Source organism: Streptomyces sp. JJ36 (genome assembly GCF_021696945.1).
Classification (GTDB): domain Bacteria; phylum Actinomycetota; class Actinomycetes; order Streptomycetales; family Streptomycetaceae; genus Streptomyces.
The window spans coordinates 1-14,950 of sequence record NZ_JACYHE010000105.1; the positions used below are offsets into that span (position 1 = coordinate 1).

At 76.5% G+C, this 14,950-nt stretch carries 7 protein-coding genes; 2 read left to right on the plus strand and 5 right to left on the minus strand.

Annotation, left to right across the window (positions count from 1 at the left end):
* Positions 1–159: 159 nt before the first annotated feature.
* Positions 160–696 carry a MarR family winged helix-turn-helix transcriptional regulator gene (locus HOY81_RS25395; protein WP_237323045.1) on the minus strand — a complete coding sequence of 179 codons (537 nt, stop codon included), beginning with the start codon at positions 694–696 and terminating at the stop codon, positions 160–162.
* 182 nt (positions 697–878) lie between these two features.
* Between HOY81_RS25395 and HOY81_RS25400 the strand changes: the two genes are divergently transcribed.
* On the plus strand, positions 879–2,246 hold the full coding sequence (locus HOY81_RS25400) for an MFS transporter (RefSeq protein WP_237323046.1): 1,368 nt from the start codon (positions 879–881) through the stop codon (positions 2,244–2,246).
* Between the two features lie 159 nt (positions 2,247–2,405).
* On the opposite strand, the gene HOY81_RS25405 is transcribed toward HOY81_RS25400, so the two are convergent.
* Both HOY81_RS25405 and HOY81_RS25410 read right to left on the minus strand, forming a co-directional pair.
* Positions 2,406–4,295 (minus strand): SpoIIE family protein phosphatase, encoded by a 1,890-nt coding sequence (locus HOY81_RS25405; RefSeq protein ID WP_237323047.1) that lies wholly within the window; start codon positions 4,293–4,295, stop codon positions 2,406–2,408.
* Positions 4,296–4,620: 325 nt separating this feature from the next.
* Positions 4,621–5,988, minus strand: a complete 1,368-nt coding sequence (locus HOY81_RS25410) for an NAD(P)/FAD-dependent oxidoreductase (protein WP_237323048.1) — start codon at positions 5,986–5,988, stop codon at positions 4,621–4,623.
* 331 nt (positions 5,989–6,319) lie between these two features.
* On the opposite strand from HOY81_RS25410, the gene HOY81_RS25415 reads away from it, so the two are divergent.
* Positions 6,320–7,102, plus strand: coding sequence for a TetR/AcrR family transcriptional regulator (locus HOY81_RS25415; RefSeq protein WP_237323049.1), 783 nt, complete (start codon positions 6,320–6,322; stop codon positions 7,100–7,102).
* Between the two features lie 752 nt (positions 7,103–7,854).
* Here HOY81_RS25415 and HOY81_RS25420 read toward each other — a convergent pair.
* Positions 7,855–11,646 (minus strand): BTAD domain-containing putative transcriptional regulator, encoded by a 3,792-nt coding sequence (locus HOY81_RS25420; RefSeq protein ID WP_308341202.1) that lies wholly within the window; start codon positions 11,644–11,646, stop codon positions 7,855–7,857.
* Positions 11,647–11,902: 256 nt separating this feature from the next.
* Positions 11,903–14,143 (minus strand): asparagine synthase-related protein, encoded by a 2,241-nt coding sequence (locus HOY81_RS25430; protein ID WP_237323050.1) that lies wholly within the window; start codon positions 14,141–14,143, stop codon positions 11,903–11,905.
* Positions 14,144–14,950 lie beyond the last annotated feature (807 nt).

A 14,950-nucleotide genomic window follows, 5' to 3' on the forward strand; every position in this document is an offset into this window, starting at 1 on the left:
GGGGAAGATCGTACTGAGTAGTGGGTGCCGTCCTGCGACGGACGGCGGGATCGGCCGCTGCGGACACGACGGCCCCGCGGCAACCCGAGAAACAATACGGACCACGCACCCTCGTGTCAACAACCCTCCCCGCGCCGCGTCCCGACCCGGCCGGGGTGCTCAGTCGAGGTCGGTCAGCCGGCCGCCGGCGTCCGGCTGAGCGTCCTCGACCCGGCGGAGAAGCCGGGTCAGCAGCTCCCCGAGGAGGGTGCGTTCGGCCTTCGTCAGGTCCTGGAGCAGCTCCTCCTCGAAGACGGAGGCCCGTCGCATCACCTGGAGCCACTTCTCACGGCCCTCATCGGTCAGCCCGATGATCACTCTGGTGCGGTTCTCCTCGTCGCGCTCCCTGGTGACCAGGCCGTCCTGGACCATGCGGTCGATGCGGTGCGTCATCGCTGCGGGAGTGAGGCCCAGCCGCCGGGCGATGGTGCCGGGCCAGAGCTGGTAGGGCCGGCCGGCCATCACCAGTTCCTTGAGGACCTCCCACTCGGGGTTGCTGAGGCCGAGCGTGGCGAGCTGCCGCCCGTAGGCGACGTTCATCCGCCGGTCGAGGCGACTCAGGGCGTTGACGACCTTCTCCACCTGCGGGTCCAGGTCACGGTACTCCCGCTGGTAGATGGCGATCTGCTCGTCGAGCGGCGGCTGTGGGTCCGGCATGGCCGGAGTATCGCACGTAACCGATTAGCGTCGAAGCCTTGCAGTGTGTACTCTTTAGCTTCGAAGTTTAGCTCTGAAGTCTCCAGCCTGAAGTCCGGAGGGTGGTGCGGGACTGCGGGCTCCTTCGGACCTCTCGACGACCGCGACGACCGCGACGTCCACGACGACCAGGGCAGGTGAGTGTGACCACCGCGACGGGCGCGATGCTGCGCCGGATCCAGACCGGGAACGCCATGGCGGCGTTCGGGAGCGGCTTCACCGTTCCGTACCTCTTCCTCTATGTGGCGCGGGTGCGGGACCTCGGGGCGGGCACGGCGGGCGCCGTGCTCGCCGCCTTCGCCGCCGCCGCGCTGCTGGTGCTGCCCGTCGTCGGACGCGTGATCGACAGCCGTGGGCCGATGCCCGTGGCGCTGGGCGGTGTGGCCGCGGCCTCCGGCGGTGCGCTGGCCTTCGGGCTGTCGGGCAGTGCGCCCAGCGTTCTGGCCGCCTCGGCGTTGATGGGCGCGGGCATAGCGGTGGTGCAGCCGGCGCTGGCGACGATGATCGTGTGGTGCTCGACGACCACGACGCGTTCCCGGGCCTTCGCGACGCAGTTCTTCCTCAACAACCTGGGGATGGGCTTCGGCGGACTCCTGGGCGGCCAGATCGTGGACGAGCACCGGGCCGGGACCTTCACCCTGCTCTTCGTCGTCGAGTCCGTCATGTTCCTGGTGCTGGCCGCCGTGCTGGGGACGGTCCGGCTGCCGCAGGCGCCGGGCGTGCCCGAGCCGGTCCCCGGCGCAGCAGAAGGCACGGGCGGCTGGCGTGCGCTGCTGTCGCACCGGGCGATGGTGCTGCTCTGCGTGCTGGGCTTTGTGCTCTTCTTCGCCTGCTACGGGCAGTTCGAGTCGGGGCTGCCCGCGTACGGCGTGGAGGTCACCGGCATATCGACGGCGACACTCGGGATCGCGCTCTTCGCCAACACGACCGTCATCGCACTGGCTCAGTTCGTCGTGTTGCGGCTGGTGCAGGGCAAACGGCGGAGCCGTGTGGTGGCGCTCGTCGGACTGGTGTGGACGGTGGCGTGGGTGGCGGCCGGCCTCTCCGGGGTGGTGCCGCACGGTGCGGCCGTGGCCACCGGGCTGCTGATCGGTACGTACGCACTCTTCGGTCTCGGGGAGGCGATGCTCTCGCCGACGGTGGCTCCGCTGGTCGCGGACCTGGCGCCGCGCCGGATGGTCGGGCAGTACAACTCCGCCTTCGCCCTGGTGAAGCAGCTCGGGGTGGCGGTCGGCCCGGCGGTCGGCGGGCTGATGATGGCCCACCGTGCCTACGGCGCGTACATCCTGCTGCTCATAGTCTGCTCGCTCGGGATCACCGCGCTGGCGCTGTGGCTGGGGCGACGCCTCACGCCGGGGCAGGACGACCCGTCGCGTGGGGCGGGCAGGGCCGGAAGCAGGATCGTGGCGACGAACACGACGACGGCCGTCACCGCGTCCGCCGAGACAGCCGGGTCCACCCCACCCACCGGGACTCCGGCGGAGGACCGCTCGCCCGCGGCACGGGCCTGACGCGGGAGCGGCTCAACGCCGCTGCCTCCCGCTCCCCCACCCGGTGCCGGTCCCCGCCGGGCCCTCCTCCCCCCGCCAGGACCTGACCCGGGCGGGCTGTCAGCCTCCGGGGGCCGTGCCCGGCGCCCGCGCCGGTGCGGTGCCGGGACGGCTGCCCGGTCAGCCCGTCCCTTCCGGCAGGGCGAACTCGCACCAGACCGCCTTGCCGCCGCCGGGCGTCCGGCGGGAGCCCCAGCACGAGGCGATGGTGGCGATGATCGAGATGCCGCGCCCCGCCTCGTCGACCGGCTCTGCCCGGCGGCGGCGGGGCAGGCTGTCGTCGCCGTCGGTGACCTCGACGATCAGCCGCCGGTCCGTCCGGCGCAGACGCAGCCGCATCGGCGGGGTGCCGTGCTGCAGGGAATTGGCGACGAGTTCGCTGGCGGCGAGCACGCCCAGGTCGTGCACCTCGGTCGGGAAGCGCCAGGAGGTGAGGACGCCGGAGGCGAAGGCGCGGGCGCGGGGCGCGGCCTCCGTGCCGCCGAGGAGATCGAGTGCGGCGCCGCGGAAGAGCTCCGCGGCGCGGCCGGTGCGCTCCGGGTGCTGAAGGACCAGGACGGCGACGTCGTCGTCGTGCTCGGCGGTGATGCGCATGGCCCGCAGCAGCCGGTCGCAGACGACCTGCGGGGAGCCGGTGGCCCCGGCGAAGGCCTGCTCGAGGACGGCGAGGCCCTCGTCGATGTCGGCGTCGCGGCGTTCCACGAGGCCGTCGGTGAAGAGCACCGCGGCGGCGCCGGGCGCGAGCGGGACCGAGCCGGAGGAGTGCAGCCAGCCGCCGGTGCCCAGCGGCGGCCCGGTGGCCTCGGCGGCCGCGTGCACCGTGCCGTCGGCGTCCCGCACCAGGACGGGCAGGTGGCCGGCCGAGGCGTAGTGCAGGCGGCCCTCGTTGGGATCGTGCACGGCGTAGACGCAGGTGGCGATCTGGCTGGAGTCGATCTCCCCGGCGAGCCCGTCGAGCAGTTGCAGCACCTCGTGCGGTGGCAGGTCGAGCCGGGCGTAGGCGCGGACCGCGGTGCGGAGCTGCCCCATCACGGCGGCGGCGCGCACGCCGCGGCCCATGACGTCGCCGATGACCAGTGCGGTGCGTCCGGCGCCGAGGGTGATGACGTCGTACCAGTCGCCGCCGACGGCGGCATCGGTGCCGCCGGGCTGATAGGTGGCGGCGACGCGGAGGTCGTCGGGCTGCTCCAGTTCCTGCGGGAGCAGGCTGCGCTGGAGCGTGACCGCGGCCTCGCGCTGCCGGCGTTCGCTGACGCGCAGGCGTTCCGCCGCCTCGACCTGGTCGGTGACGTCGGCGGCGAAGATCAGCACCCCGCCCTCGTCGGCGGCGGTGATGGGCGTGCAGGTGAAGGTGTAGTAGCCGGGCCGGCGACCGCCGTGCGGGCCGGTGGCGGCGGGCACCCGGCGGGACTTCACGGTGCGCGGCCGGCCGCTGCGCAGCACCTGGTCCATGAGGGGAAGCAGGCCGAGTTCCTCGAGCTCGGGCAGGGCGGTGCGGGCGGGTGCCCCGGGGCTGCGGGGGCCGAAGACGCGCGCGTAGGCGTCGTTGACGTAGGCGATGCGGTGCTCCGGACCGCGCACGACGGCCGCGAGGGCCGGGACCTGGCCGAGAAGGTCGTGCACGGAGAGGGCGTCGATGCCGGCGGCGCCGTCTCCGGCCGTGGCGGCTGCGGACGGGCCGGTGTCCGCGCCGCGCTGCTTGCCGGAACGCCGCCGGCCCCGGGCGGCCGGGACGGTGCCTGGGGAGGCGGACCCGGAGTCCGGTGGGAGGGGATCGGCGCCCGAGGCCGGCTCCTCGTCCTGCGCCGCGGACGCGCCGGAGCCGGACGGGCCGGCGGTGCGGCGTTCCCCGCCGGGCCCCCCGGAGCGCGCGGAGTCAGCGGGGGCGGAGCCGGTGCGACGCCGTCCGGAGGGCCGGGCGGGGGACGACCGCTGCGCCTTCGCCGCCGCCTGGGCGGCCGCGCGCCGCTGTGTGCCGGGCAGTCGGGCGCTCCAGCGCGTGAAGTTCACGTCGTCCGATTCCTCGCATTGGTCCTGTGCGTCGCGTCGGTCCTGACGGCCGCCGCCGTGGTCGTACGGAGTCCTCCGGCCCCCAGCGGTGCCGCGCGGTCGTCCGTGCGCTGGTGTCCGGGCTGGTGTCTGCGCGGTGCTCCGTCCGGTGGGGCGGCGGTCGTGCGGGCTGTCGTGCGGTGGTGCGTGCCCTTCCTGCGTCACGGTCCTCACTGTGTGCGGAGACGGCACTCACCCATGGTCACACGTCCAGTGTGGCCCACCGCACTGACACCCTCGGACGACGTGCGCCGCCGGTGGGTTCCCGCCGTTCCGCACGGCGCGCTCAGTTTCCCTCGGGGTGGCGGCCGGTGTGCGCAGCCAGTTCGAACTCGGCGCGTGGATGTTCGAGTGATCCCAGGGAGACGATCTCTCTCTTGAAGAGTCCTGCCAGTGTCCATTCGGCGAGCACGCGCGCCTTGCGGTTGAACGTCGGCACGCGGCTCAGGTGGTACACGCGGTGCATGAACCAGGCAGGGTAGCCCTTGAGCTTCCGCCCGTACACATGCGCGACGCCCTTGTGCAGGCCGAGGGAGGCGACGGAGCCGGCGTAGGAGTGGCGGTAGTCGGCCGGTTCGCCGCCCTCCAGGACGGCCGCGAGGTTGTCGGCGAGGCGGCGGGCCTGGCGTACGGCGTGCTGGGCGTTGGGAGCGCACTCGGCGCCGGGGGTGCCCTGCTCCGCGGCGGCGAGGTCGGGGACGGCGGCCGCGTCGCCGGCGGACCAGGCGTGGTCGGTGTCCTGGACGCGGAGCTGCGCGGTGCAGCGGAGGCGACCACGGGCGTCGAGCGGCAGTCCGGTGGCGACGAGGACGGGGTGCGGCTTCACTCCGGCGGTCCACACGACGGTGCGCGTGGGGTGCCGGGAGCCGTCGCTGAGCGCGGCGATCCGCTTCTGGCAGGACTCCAGCCGGGTCTCCAGCCGTACGTCGATGTTGCGGCCGCGCAGCTCGCGCAGGGCGTAGCGGCCCATCTCCGCGCCGACCTCCGGGAGGATGCGGTCGCTGGCCTCGACGAGCAGGAAGCGCAGGTCGTCCGGCTGGAGGTTGTGGTAGTAGCGGCAGGCGTAGCGGGCCATGTCCTCGAGCTCGGCGAGAGCTTCGACACCGGCGTAGCCGCCGCCGACGAACACGAAGGTGAGCGCGGCGTCGCGGACCTGGGGGTCGCGGGTGGAGGAGGCGATGTCGAGCTGCTCGAGGACGTGGTTGCGCAGGCCGATGGCCTCTTCGACGTTCTTGAAGCCGATGCCGTAGTCGGCGAGCCCGGGGACCGGCAGGGCGCGGGAGACGGAGCCCGGGGCCAGGACGAGCTCGGTGTAGGGGACTTCGACGGCGCCCGTGCCCTCCTCGGCGGTGGCGAGGGTCTCGACGTGGGCGACGCGGGCCTGGTGGTCCAGCCCGGTGACCTCGCCGATGACGACCTGGCAGTGGGGCAGGGTGCGGCGCAGCGGCACCACGACGTGCCGGGGCGAGATGGAGCCGGCGGCGGCCTCGGGGAGGAAGGGCTGGTACGTCATGTAGGGCTCGGGGTCGACCACCACGACCTGTACGTCGCCCCGTCTGATCTGCTGTCTCAGCTTTCGCTGCAGACGCAGGGCGGTGTACAGGCCGACGTAGCCTCCGCCGACCACGAGAATGCGCACGGGTTCCTTCGTCACGTGTCCATGACGCACCTCGGGCCCGGTGTTTGTCCACAGGTCCGCAGAATCGTATGACTGGCGGGGTGACGTGCCGCATCTCACGGCGGGGCACGGGCCGGGTCCCGTTTCCGCAGGTCGCCGCGGAGGTGCGGGGGCCGGATCGATCCCGGTGCGGGGGTGGTGGACGGAGCTCGTCCAATCGGGGTGAGCGGTGGGCCGAGATGCCCCCTTCTCTCTTGACTTGGGGTCAACTATGTTCGTAACCGGTCACGGGTGCCGTTCTGACTCACTTGCGCCCGGGCCGGAAAAAGGGCGGGGGTCTCCGGGGGGAGACATCATTACCGGGGGAATGTTCATGCACATTCAGGGGATTCAGGACACCTCTACGCGCAGCACGCCGCTGCGGGTGGATGCCCAGCGGAATCTCGAGCACGTGCTCCGCGCGGCCCGGGAGGTCTTCGGGGAGCTGGGGTACGGGGCACCGATGGAGGACGTGGCACGCCGGGCCCGGGTGGGGGTGGGGACGGTCTACCGTCGCTTCCCCAGCAAGGAGGTGCTGGTCCGGCGGATAGCCGAGGAGGAGACGGCCCGGCTGACGGAGCAGGCGAAGGCGGCGCTGGGGCAGGAGGAGGAGCCCTGGTCGGCGCTCTCCCGTTTCCTGCGCACCTCGGTGGCCTCGGGCGCCGGGCGGCTGCTGCCGCCCCGGGTGCTGCGCGCGGGGGCGATGGGCGGCGGTGCGGAGCGCGCACCCGGCGGCGAGCCGGTGCTGCCGCACCAGCGGCAGGGCGGTGACGCCTCCGGTGAGCGGGAGCTGCGCCTGGTGGCGGGGTCCGCGGCCGGCGGGGCCGTCCCGCCGCCGGGGAACGGACGGCACGGCACGGTGCCGGCGGCGGTGTCCTGCGAGGGCCTGGAGGACGACCCGGGCGCCACGGAGCTGCTGCAGGTCGTCGGCCGGCTGGTCGAGCGGGCGCGGACCTCGGGCGAGCTGCGCCGGGACGTGACGGTCGGCGATGTGCTGCTGGTGATAGCCACGGCCGCGCCCACGCTGCCGGACGCCCGGCAGCAGGCCGCGGCCTCCGCACGACTGCTGGAGATCCTGCTGGAAGGGTTGCGTTCACGGCCCGTCGTCTGAGGCGAGCCCGGCCGGGCGGCCTGCGGGTGTCCCCCGGCTGTCCCGGGGCGGGTGCTCTCCGTGTGCGCACCGGCTCGTCCGGTGGTGTGTCCGGCCGCTCGTCCAGCCGGAGCCTTCCGGTCGGCGGGCCCGCCCCGGTCCCCGGCCCCGGCAGGAGTCCGGCCGACGCCGGCCGGGACGGCCGTGGGCGCCATGCGGCAGGCTGCGGGCGGAACGAGCGGCGGGACCCGTCCGGGTGAAGCGAGCGGAAGTGGTGTACGAACGCGCCCCGGACGGGTGGTTGACCGGCCGGACGGGCGCCCCGCCCGGCACGCCTGTGGCACGCTTTCCCGAGTTCGGCCAGAGAGTGCTCGGGGGGCGTCCGCCATGGGAGCTGCGGGGCGAGGCGACCCGCACGGCAGGGGCCGGGGGCGGGACGGCCGCGGCGGGCCGCCACGGCACGGAAGGGTGCCAGGGCAGAGCGGTCCCGCCGACCGGGACACCGCCGGCTCCGGGAAGCCGGAGCCCCAGGGCGAGCCGCGCCCGTCCGGGCCGGAGGGTTCCTCGCCGGAGCGGCCGGAGCGGCAGGGTCGAACGACGGAGCAGCAGCCGGAGCAGCCTCCGGCGCAGCCCCAGTGCCGCTCCGGCGCCGGTCAGCCACTGCTCCCGTGCCGCTCCGGGGCCGCAGCACAGCCACCCCGCACCGGCACCGCAGCCCGTGCCGCAGGGCAGCCGCCCCGCCGCTGTGCTGCTCCGTGCCGGTCAGCCGCCGCTCAGCCGTCGTCCAGCAGCGCGTCCAGGAGGCCGAGCGCCTCCCGCAGCACGTGCGCCGACCCCGCAGCGGGGCCGGAGGAGGGGGCCGCGTGGCCCGGCCCTCCGGCACCCGGCGGTGCGCCGGGAGCCGCCCCACCTGGCCCGCCGGGACCGTCCGTCCCACGGAGCACGCCGGCTCCGTCGGCCCCGCGGGGCACGCTCGCCTCGTCCGCACCGCGGGACCCGCCGGCGGTCTCCCTACCGTCCGCCGGGCGGGCGTCCTCCGTCCCGCCCTCGGGTCCCGCCGCTCCGAGGCCGCTCCGGAGGCGCTGCTCCGCCCGGGCGTCCGGCACGCTCACCGGCAGGTCGCCGCGCATCCGCCGTGCAACGTCCGCGAGCCGGGCGGCCGCACCGGGGTGCCCGGCGGCGAGTGCGATCAGCCCGGCGTCCAGCAGCACTCGCGCCAGCAGGTACTCCGGTGCGTCGCCGTTCTCCGCCGCCTCCGCGAGCGCGTCCCGTACGGTCCGCAGCGCGACCCCCGGACGGACGCCCTCCGCGGCCGTGACACGGGCCTCCAGGGCGACGAACACGACCTCGAACACGGCCGGCGGCGTGGCGCTGCGGGCGAGCCGCAGGGTGGTGTCGACCAGTTCGCGTGCCTGGGTGGTCTCGCCGCGTTCGAGGGCGAGGACGGCGTGCATGAAGTGCGCATACACCTGGGCGTCGGCGATGCCGAGCCGCTCGGCGTCCTCGCGCGCCTGCCGGGCGAGCTTGTCGGCGTGTCCGTAGTCGCCCTGCCGGTACCAGACCTCGGCGATGCGCACCAGCAGGAACGGCACCTCGGTGAGCGCACCGAGGGCCTGGGCGTGCCGCAGCGCGGTCTCGTACTCGCCCCGCGCCTGCTCGTACCGCCCGTGCATCAGTGCGATCTCCGCGCGGAGACCGCACACCTGGCAGAGCAGCCAGCGGTCGCCGGTGGCCTGGGAGAGCTCGTCGATCTCGGGGAGGTCGCGGCGGGCGGCGGCCAGACCGCGGGGGGAGTCGATCCGCACGTGGGCCCGGAAGAGCAGGCATACGGCCAGCTCCCAGGGGCCGCCGAGGGCCCGGAGGGTGCTGACGGCGATGTCCATCAGCGGCGCGACGGCCCGCAGGCCGCCGTTGAGGAAGGCGGAGAACGGCCACACGAGCCCGGGGAAGCGCGCGCTCTGCGGCAGCGGCCGGCGGAAGGTCTTCACGATGGCCTCGGCGACCTCGCGGTGCTCCGGCCGGCGCAGCACGTCCTGGCCGTAGAGCTCGTGGAGCAGGAAGTAGCGCAGGAGCTGGAGCTCGCGGTAGGCGATCTCCTGCTCAGGGTCGCGGCTGCCGGGGTCGGCGGGCAGCAGGCGCAGGGCGTGGTCGGCCCAGGCGCCGCCCTCGTCGCGGTAGTTGCGCAGCCACCAGAACCAGCCCATCGCCAGCACGAACGCGTACACGGCCGCAACGTCACCGGCGCGCAGGGCGCGGTGCAGGGCGGCGCGGATGTTGTCGAGCTCGGCCTCGACGCGGGGCAGCCAGGAGAGCTGCTCGGCGGAGCGCAGCCGGGGCTCGGCGGCGGTGACGAAGCGCAGGAGCTGCCGGGTGTGGCGTTCCTCGGCGGCGGCGCGGTCCCGGGGGTGCTCGGCGGCGCGTTCGGCGGCGTACTCGTGGATGGTCTCCAGCATCCGGTAGCGGACGCCGGTCTCGGCGGCGGCCGGCGGGCGGTCGGCGATCAGGATGGACTTGTCGACCAGCGCGGCGAGCACGTCGAGCACCGCGTTCTCCGGCACGTCGCCGGCCGCGCACACGGTCTCGGCGGCGGAGAGGGTGCAGCCGCCGGCGAAGACGGACATCCGGCGCAGCACGGTGCGTTCCCGCTCGTCGAGCAGGTCCCAGGACCAGTCGACCACGGCGCGCAACGTCTGCTGGCGGGGCAGCACGGTACGGCTGCCGCGGGTGAGCAGACGGAAGCGGTCGTCGAGACGGTCGGCGATCTGGCGCGGGGTGAGGGAGCGGAGCCGGGCGGCGGCGAGCTCGATGGCGAGCGGGAGCCCGTCGAGCCGGCGGCAGATCTCGGCGACGGCGGCCCGGTCCTGCGTGGAGGTGTCGGGGGTGAAGCCGGGGCGTACGTCGGCGCCGCGTTCGGCGAAGAGGCGGTGGGCGGGGGCGGGGAGCAGCGGTTCGACGGGCCGTACGGTCTCGCCGGGTATGCCCAGCGGCTCCCGGCTGGTGGCGAGCACGGTCAGGCCGGGGCAGCGGGCGAGCAGGGTCTCGGCGAGGGCGGCCGCGGATGCGACGACGTGCTCGCAGTTGTCGAGGACGAGCAGCAGACGGCGGTGCGCCAGATGTTCGAGCAGGCGTTCGGTGGCGTCGGCCGGCTGGTGGGGGCCGCCGGTGCGGGTGCCCTCCAGCGTGGCGGAGAGCCGGGTCTCGCGCCGTCCCAGGGCGCTGAGGACCGCGCCGGGGACGGCGGCCGGCTGGTCGAGCGGGGCGAGTTCGACGAGCCAGATGCCGTCCGCGTACGGGGGCGCGGGCGGGCCGGGGTGCGGTCCGCCGTGGGGGCCGGGGTGCGGTCCGCCGTAGGGGTCGGGGTGCGGTCCGCCGTCGCCGCCCGTACGCAGGGCCTCCGCCGCGGCCTCCTCGGCGAGCCGGGTCTTGCCGGAGCCGCCCGGGCCGGTGAGGGTGACCAGCCGGGAGCGCGCCAGATCGGCGTGGAGCGTGGCCAGCTCGCCCTCCCGGCCGACGAAGCTGGTCAGCCGCGCCCGGAGATTGCCGGGCGGGACGGGGGCCGCGCTCGCCCCGGGGCGGCGCGGGGTGCTGCGGTCCGGCATGGCGCTGCCGTCCGGCCGGGTGCCGGGGGGAGGCGGGGTGCCGGACGTGGCGGGGGCGAGGGGCTGCGTGGAGGCTGCGGACGCCGTGGACGTCCTGAAGGCCGCGGCGGGGTTCCTCGTGCCGGGCGTCGCGGGGCCCGCCGCAGCCCCCGGGGCGGAGTCAGGGGCACGGGCCGGGCCGGTCGCCGGATCCGGGGCGGGGCCGGTCGCCGGAGCCGGGCCCGGGGCGGGTGCCGTCGCCGCGAGAAGCTCGGCGTGCAGGGCGCGCAGCTCCCCGCCCGGGTCGGCGCCGAGCCGCTCGGAGAAGGCCCGCCGGAGTTCCTCGTACGTCTCCAGCGCCTCGGCCGTACGGCCGGTCTCCCGCAGGGCGCGCAGCCGCAGCGCCTGCAGGGGCTCGTCGAGCGGACGCCCCGCGGCGAGTTCGCGCAGCTCGGGGAGGACCCGGTCGGCGTGCCCGAGCGCCAGTTCGGCGGCGATCCGGTGCTGGACGGCCGTCTGCCGCAGGGCCTCGATGCGGGCGGCGGCCGCGACCCGGTCCGGCAGGTCGGACAGCGCGGGCCCCCGCCAGAGCGCCAGCGCCTCCCGGAGCCGCTCGGCGGCGGTGTCCGGGTCGCCCTCCGCGAGGGCCCGCTCCCCCGCGTGCGCCTGGCGCACGAAACGGTGCAGGTCGATCTCGTCCGGCCCGGCCGCCAGCCGGTAGCCGCCGGGCAACGACCGTACGGCCTCCCGGCCCAGTGCCCGGCGCAACCGCCCCACCAGGGCCTGGAGCGCGGCCGGCGCATCGGCGGGCTGCGTGTCGGGGTCGGCCCACACGTCACCGATGAGCACCTCCACCGGGACGGCCGCCTCGCTGTCGGCGCGCAGCGCCAGCGCGGTGAGCAGCGCGCGCAGCCGGTTCCCGCCGAGCGGGACGGGCCGCCCCCGTCCGTCCCGTGCCTCGGTCGCCCCCAGGATCAGATACCGCACGGGCCCATTGTCACCGGGTGCGGGGTGGACTGCCGTGCAATTTCCGCTGCGAGCGGAGGACGTTCCTGGGGTCCGCGGCGCCGGCGGGCCGGCGCCGGGGCGGGAGAAGCCAGCAGGACGACCCGGCACGGGCCGGGCCCGCCCCCACCCCCGGGCATGGCGGCGCGTCCCGCCACGGTCGGGCCCCGGACACCGGGCGCACCCGGAGCGGGCAGGGAGCGACCACGCCGTGGACGTCAGCCCGCGGCCGGCCCTCTCACAGCGCCGGGCGGGGCGGGGCGGAGGTGACGACTGCGGTGGCGGCGCGGCGGCGGGGGGCGGCCGACCCGGTCCAGCAGCTCCCGCGGCGGGCCAGCAGCCGGCGGAGCCAGAGCTCGGTGGAGACCAGGTCGGCGAGCCCGTCCAGGGGCAGCGGCGCCCCGTCGGCGGCGGCGCGCAGCGCCTTCCGCACGACGCGGGCCTCGATCAGCCCGGCGTCCGCGAGCAGCGGCGCCTCGAAGAGGGCGAGCAGGTCCGCTGCGGCGGCCCGCAGCCCGGCGCGGGCCGAGGCGGTGTGGGAGGCATGCGAGGGCGCGCCCCAGCCGGGCGGGAGCTCGTGCACCCCGGCCCCGGCAAGGACGGCGCGCAGCAGGGACGCCCGGGCGCCGGGTCTGACCCGGAGGGTCTCGGGGAGGGCGCGGGCGGCCCGTACGACCTGGTTGTCGTAGAAGGGGGCGTGCAGCCGCTGGCCGCGGATCTCGGCGGCCTGTTCCAGGACCCGGTGGTCGGCGGCCTGGCGGGCGAGAGCGGCGCGGGCTCGGCGTTCGCCGGGGCGTTCGATGGTGGGGCGGTTGCGGGCGGCGGCCTCCAGCCGCAGGGCGACCTCGGCCAGCGCCTCGCCGGTCATCCAGCGGGCGGCGGGGCCGGGCCGGCACCAGGTGAGGGCGGCGAGGGAGAGCTCCAGGGAGGTGGTGCCGTCGCCGCCGCGCCGGACGGCCGGGTCGCGGAAGCGGCGCTGCCGCAGCCGGGCGGCCGCGGCCTCGACGCCGTCGCGGTAGGGGGTGCGGGCGAGGCGGCGGGCGGCGCGGTAGACGGTGAGCGGCACCAGGGCCGTACGTCCGGGGCCGCTGCCGGTGCCGCGGGCGCCGTTCCGGGTGCGGGCGGCCTCGTCGTCTTCGGGCCGGTCCGGCCGGAGGGCGCGTTCGGCCCGTTCCGCGCCGTCCGTACGGGCCAGTGCGACCACCGGGCGGAGCAGGTGCCGGCGGCGGCGGTCCATCAGGAGGTCGGCCAGCCGCGCGGGGTGCGCGTCCAGCACCTGGCGGGCGCCGAGGCCGACGAGGTGGTCGGCGCTGCCGGCGGCGAGCCGTGCCCGGTGCCGTTCGGCGAGGACGAGGGAGGGGCCGGGCTCGTCGGTGAGCGGGCCGTTCTCCAGGTCGGCGTAGGGGAGCGACTCCTCGCCGCCGGTGACGACGACGTGGTGCAGGCGCGGGTTCTCGGCGAGCAGCCGGGCGCGTTCCAGTTCGGCCTCGCGGCCGGGGGCACCCGGGGTGGCGGCTGCGCCGGTCAGGTCGTTGAAGGTGACGGCGAGCAGGCGCTCCCCGGCCTCGGTGCCTCCGGTGCCGAAGACGGTGCCGGGCATGCCGGGCAGTCCCGCCGCGAGCAGGGCGAGGGTGGCGGAGGCGGGACCTCCGGAGAGGTCGGCGCCGACGCCGGGCGCCGGCCCGCGGCCGCGGCGGGCGCGCCGCTCGTCGGGGCCCATGCCGGGGACGGGGCCGGGGTCGCGGGGCCGGAAGTCCGCCTCGGAGGCGTGCCGGGGGGCGGCCATCCGGGCCCGTACGGCGTCGACGAGGGCGTCCCGTACGCCGGCCACGGCGTCCTCGGCGGCCGGCGGGGGCGGGGCGGAGACGGCGAGCGAGGCGGTCTGCTCGTAGCCGGCGATCTCGCGGCTGCCGTCCCGCAGGATCAGCGCGTGGCCCGGCGGGACGCGGTGCACGCCCTGGTACGGCGTGCCGTCTCCGAGGGCCTCGGGGGCGTCGGGGCAGGCGAGCAGGGCGGCGAGGTGGGAGATGTCGAGCTGCGCCTCGACGAGGTCGGCGAGGGGCAGGGCGGCGGTGGCGTAGGCGGTGCCGCCGGCCCACGGGGTGTGGAAGACGGGACGGGCTCCGGCCAGGTCCGCGGGGACGGTGATGCGGCGGCCGATGCGGGCCACGGGGGTGTAACTGCCGGACCAGGCGGTGAGATGGCGGAAGGCCCCGCCGCGCGCGGCGTACAGGCCGACCCGCAGCTCCTCGTCGCTGGCGCCGCAGCTGCCCAGCACCGCAAGCTTGTTGCCGCCGTCGCCGTGGACCACGCGGATCTCGTCCGGGCGCCAGTCGCCGACGGCCCAGAGGGGGTCGGGGTCGCCCCAGAGGGGCTGGGCGCCGACGGGGTGTACCGTTTCGCCGTCGATTGCGGCGTGCTCCCGTGCGCCCCCGGACGCCCCTGCGGCGGCGCTGCTCCACCCCACCAACCACCGCATGGCCGCGCCTCCGCCCGTCAGTTCCGTGGCACAGGTCCCGGAGCCCCTGAGGCTCACCAGGAGCGCGGCCCGCGGCCTGCCCGAAGACGCCGCCGCCGACCGCCGTTGCGACCATGCTGCCACGGGTTCGGCGTACCGGAGGCGTGAAAGGGGCGCACACGCGCGTGAGGTACACCGCGCATGCGCGCGGACCGCGCGACCCCCGCACCCCGGGGCGCGCGGGGTTTCCCCGGCGGGAGAGCTGCCGTACGGCCGCGGTACGCCACATGCGTGCGCAGGGCCCGGGGGCGGGCGCGGGCCGTACGGAGCTGCGGGTGCCGCGGGCCGGGCGGGGGCCGGACGCGGAACGGTCCGGCCGCAGTTGACCGGCACCGGCCGCCTCGACACCTCGCACCCCGCACCCCGCACCCCGCACCCCGCACGGGAACCGGCCGCGGCGGCGGGCGTGTCCCCGCCACGGCGCGGAGACGCACGTACGGCCCGGCGGCGGCCGCGCCCTGCCGGGACGGCGCCGGCTGCACGACCGCCCGCCGCTGCTGCGGCGCGGGCCGGAGCGCCGCTCCGCAACCGGCCGCAGCCGGTGCCGTGACCGGCCGCGGAAGCCTGCTCCGTGCCGCCCGCCACCCGTCCCCCGGCACCGCGTCTCACGGGCCTGACGTGCCGCCCGCCGGCCGGCACGGACCACGCGGGCTTCTTCCGGGAGCGCCCGGAGGCCGCCGGCGGCGGAGCCGCCGCTCGCTCTGCGGGCCGCACCCGGCCCGCCCCCCCCGACGGACCGTTGCCCGTCGCCCCGGGCCGGGCGCGGCC

Coding starts and splice junctions, on each gene's coding strand:
- HOY81_RS25415 (WP_237323049.1), top strand. CDS start 6,320: ATGTTCATGCACATTCAGGGGATTCAGGACACCTCTACGCGCAGCACG.
- HOY81_RS25430 (WP_237323050.1), bottom strand. CDS start 14,143: ATGCGGTGGTTGGTGGGGTGGAGCAGCGCCGCCGCAGGGGCGTCCGGG.
- HOY81_RS25395 (WP_237323045.1), bottom strand. CDS start 696: ATGCCGGACCCACAGCCGCCGCTCGACGAGCAGATCGCCATCTACCAG.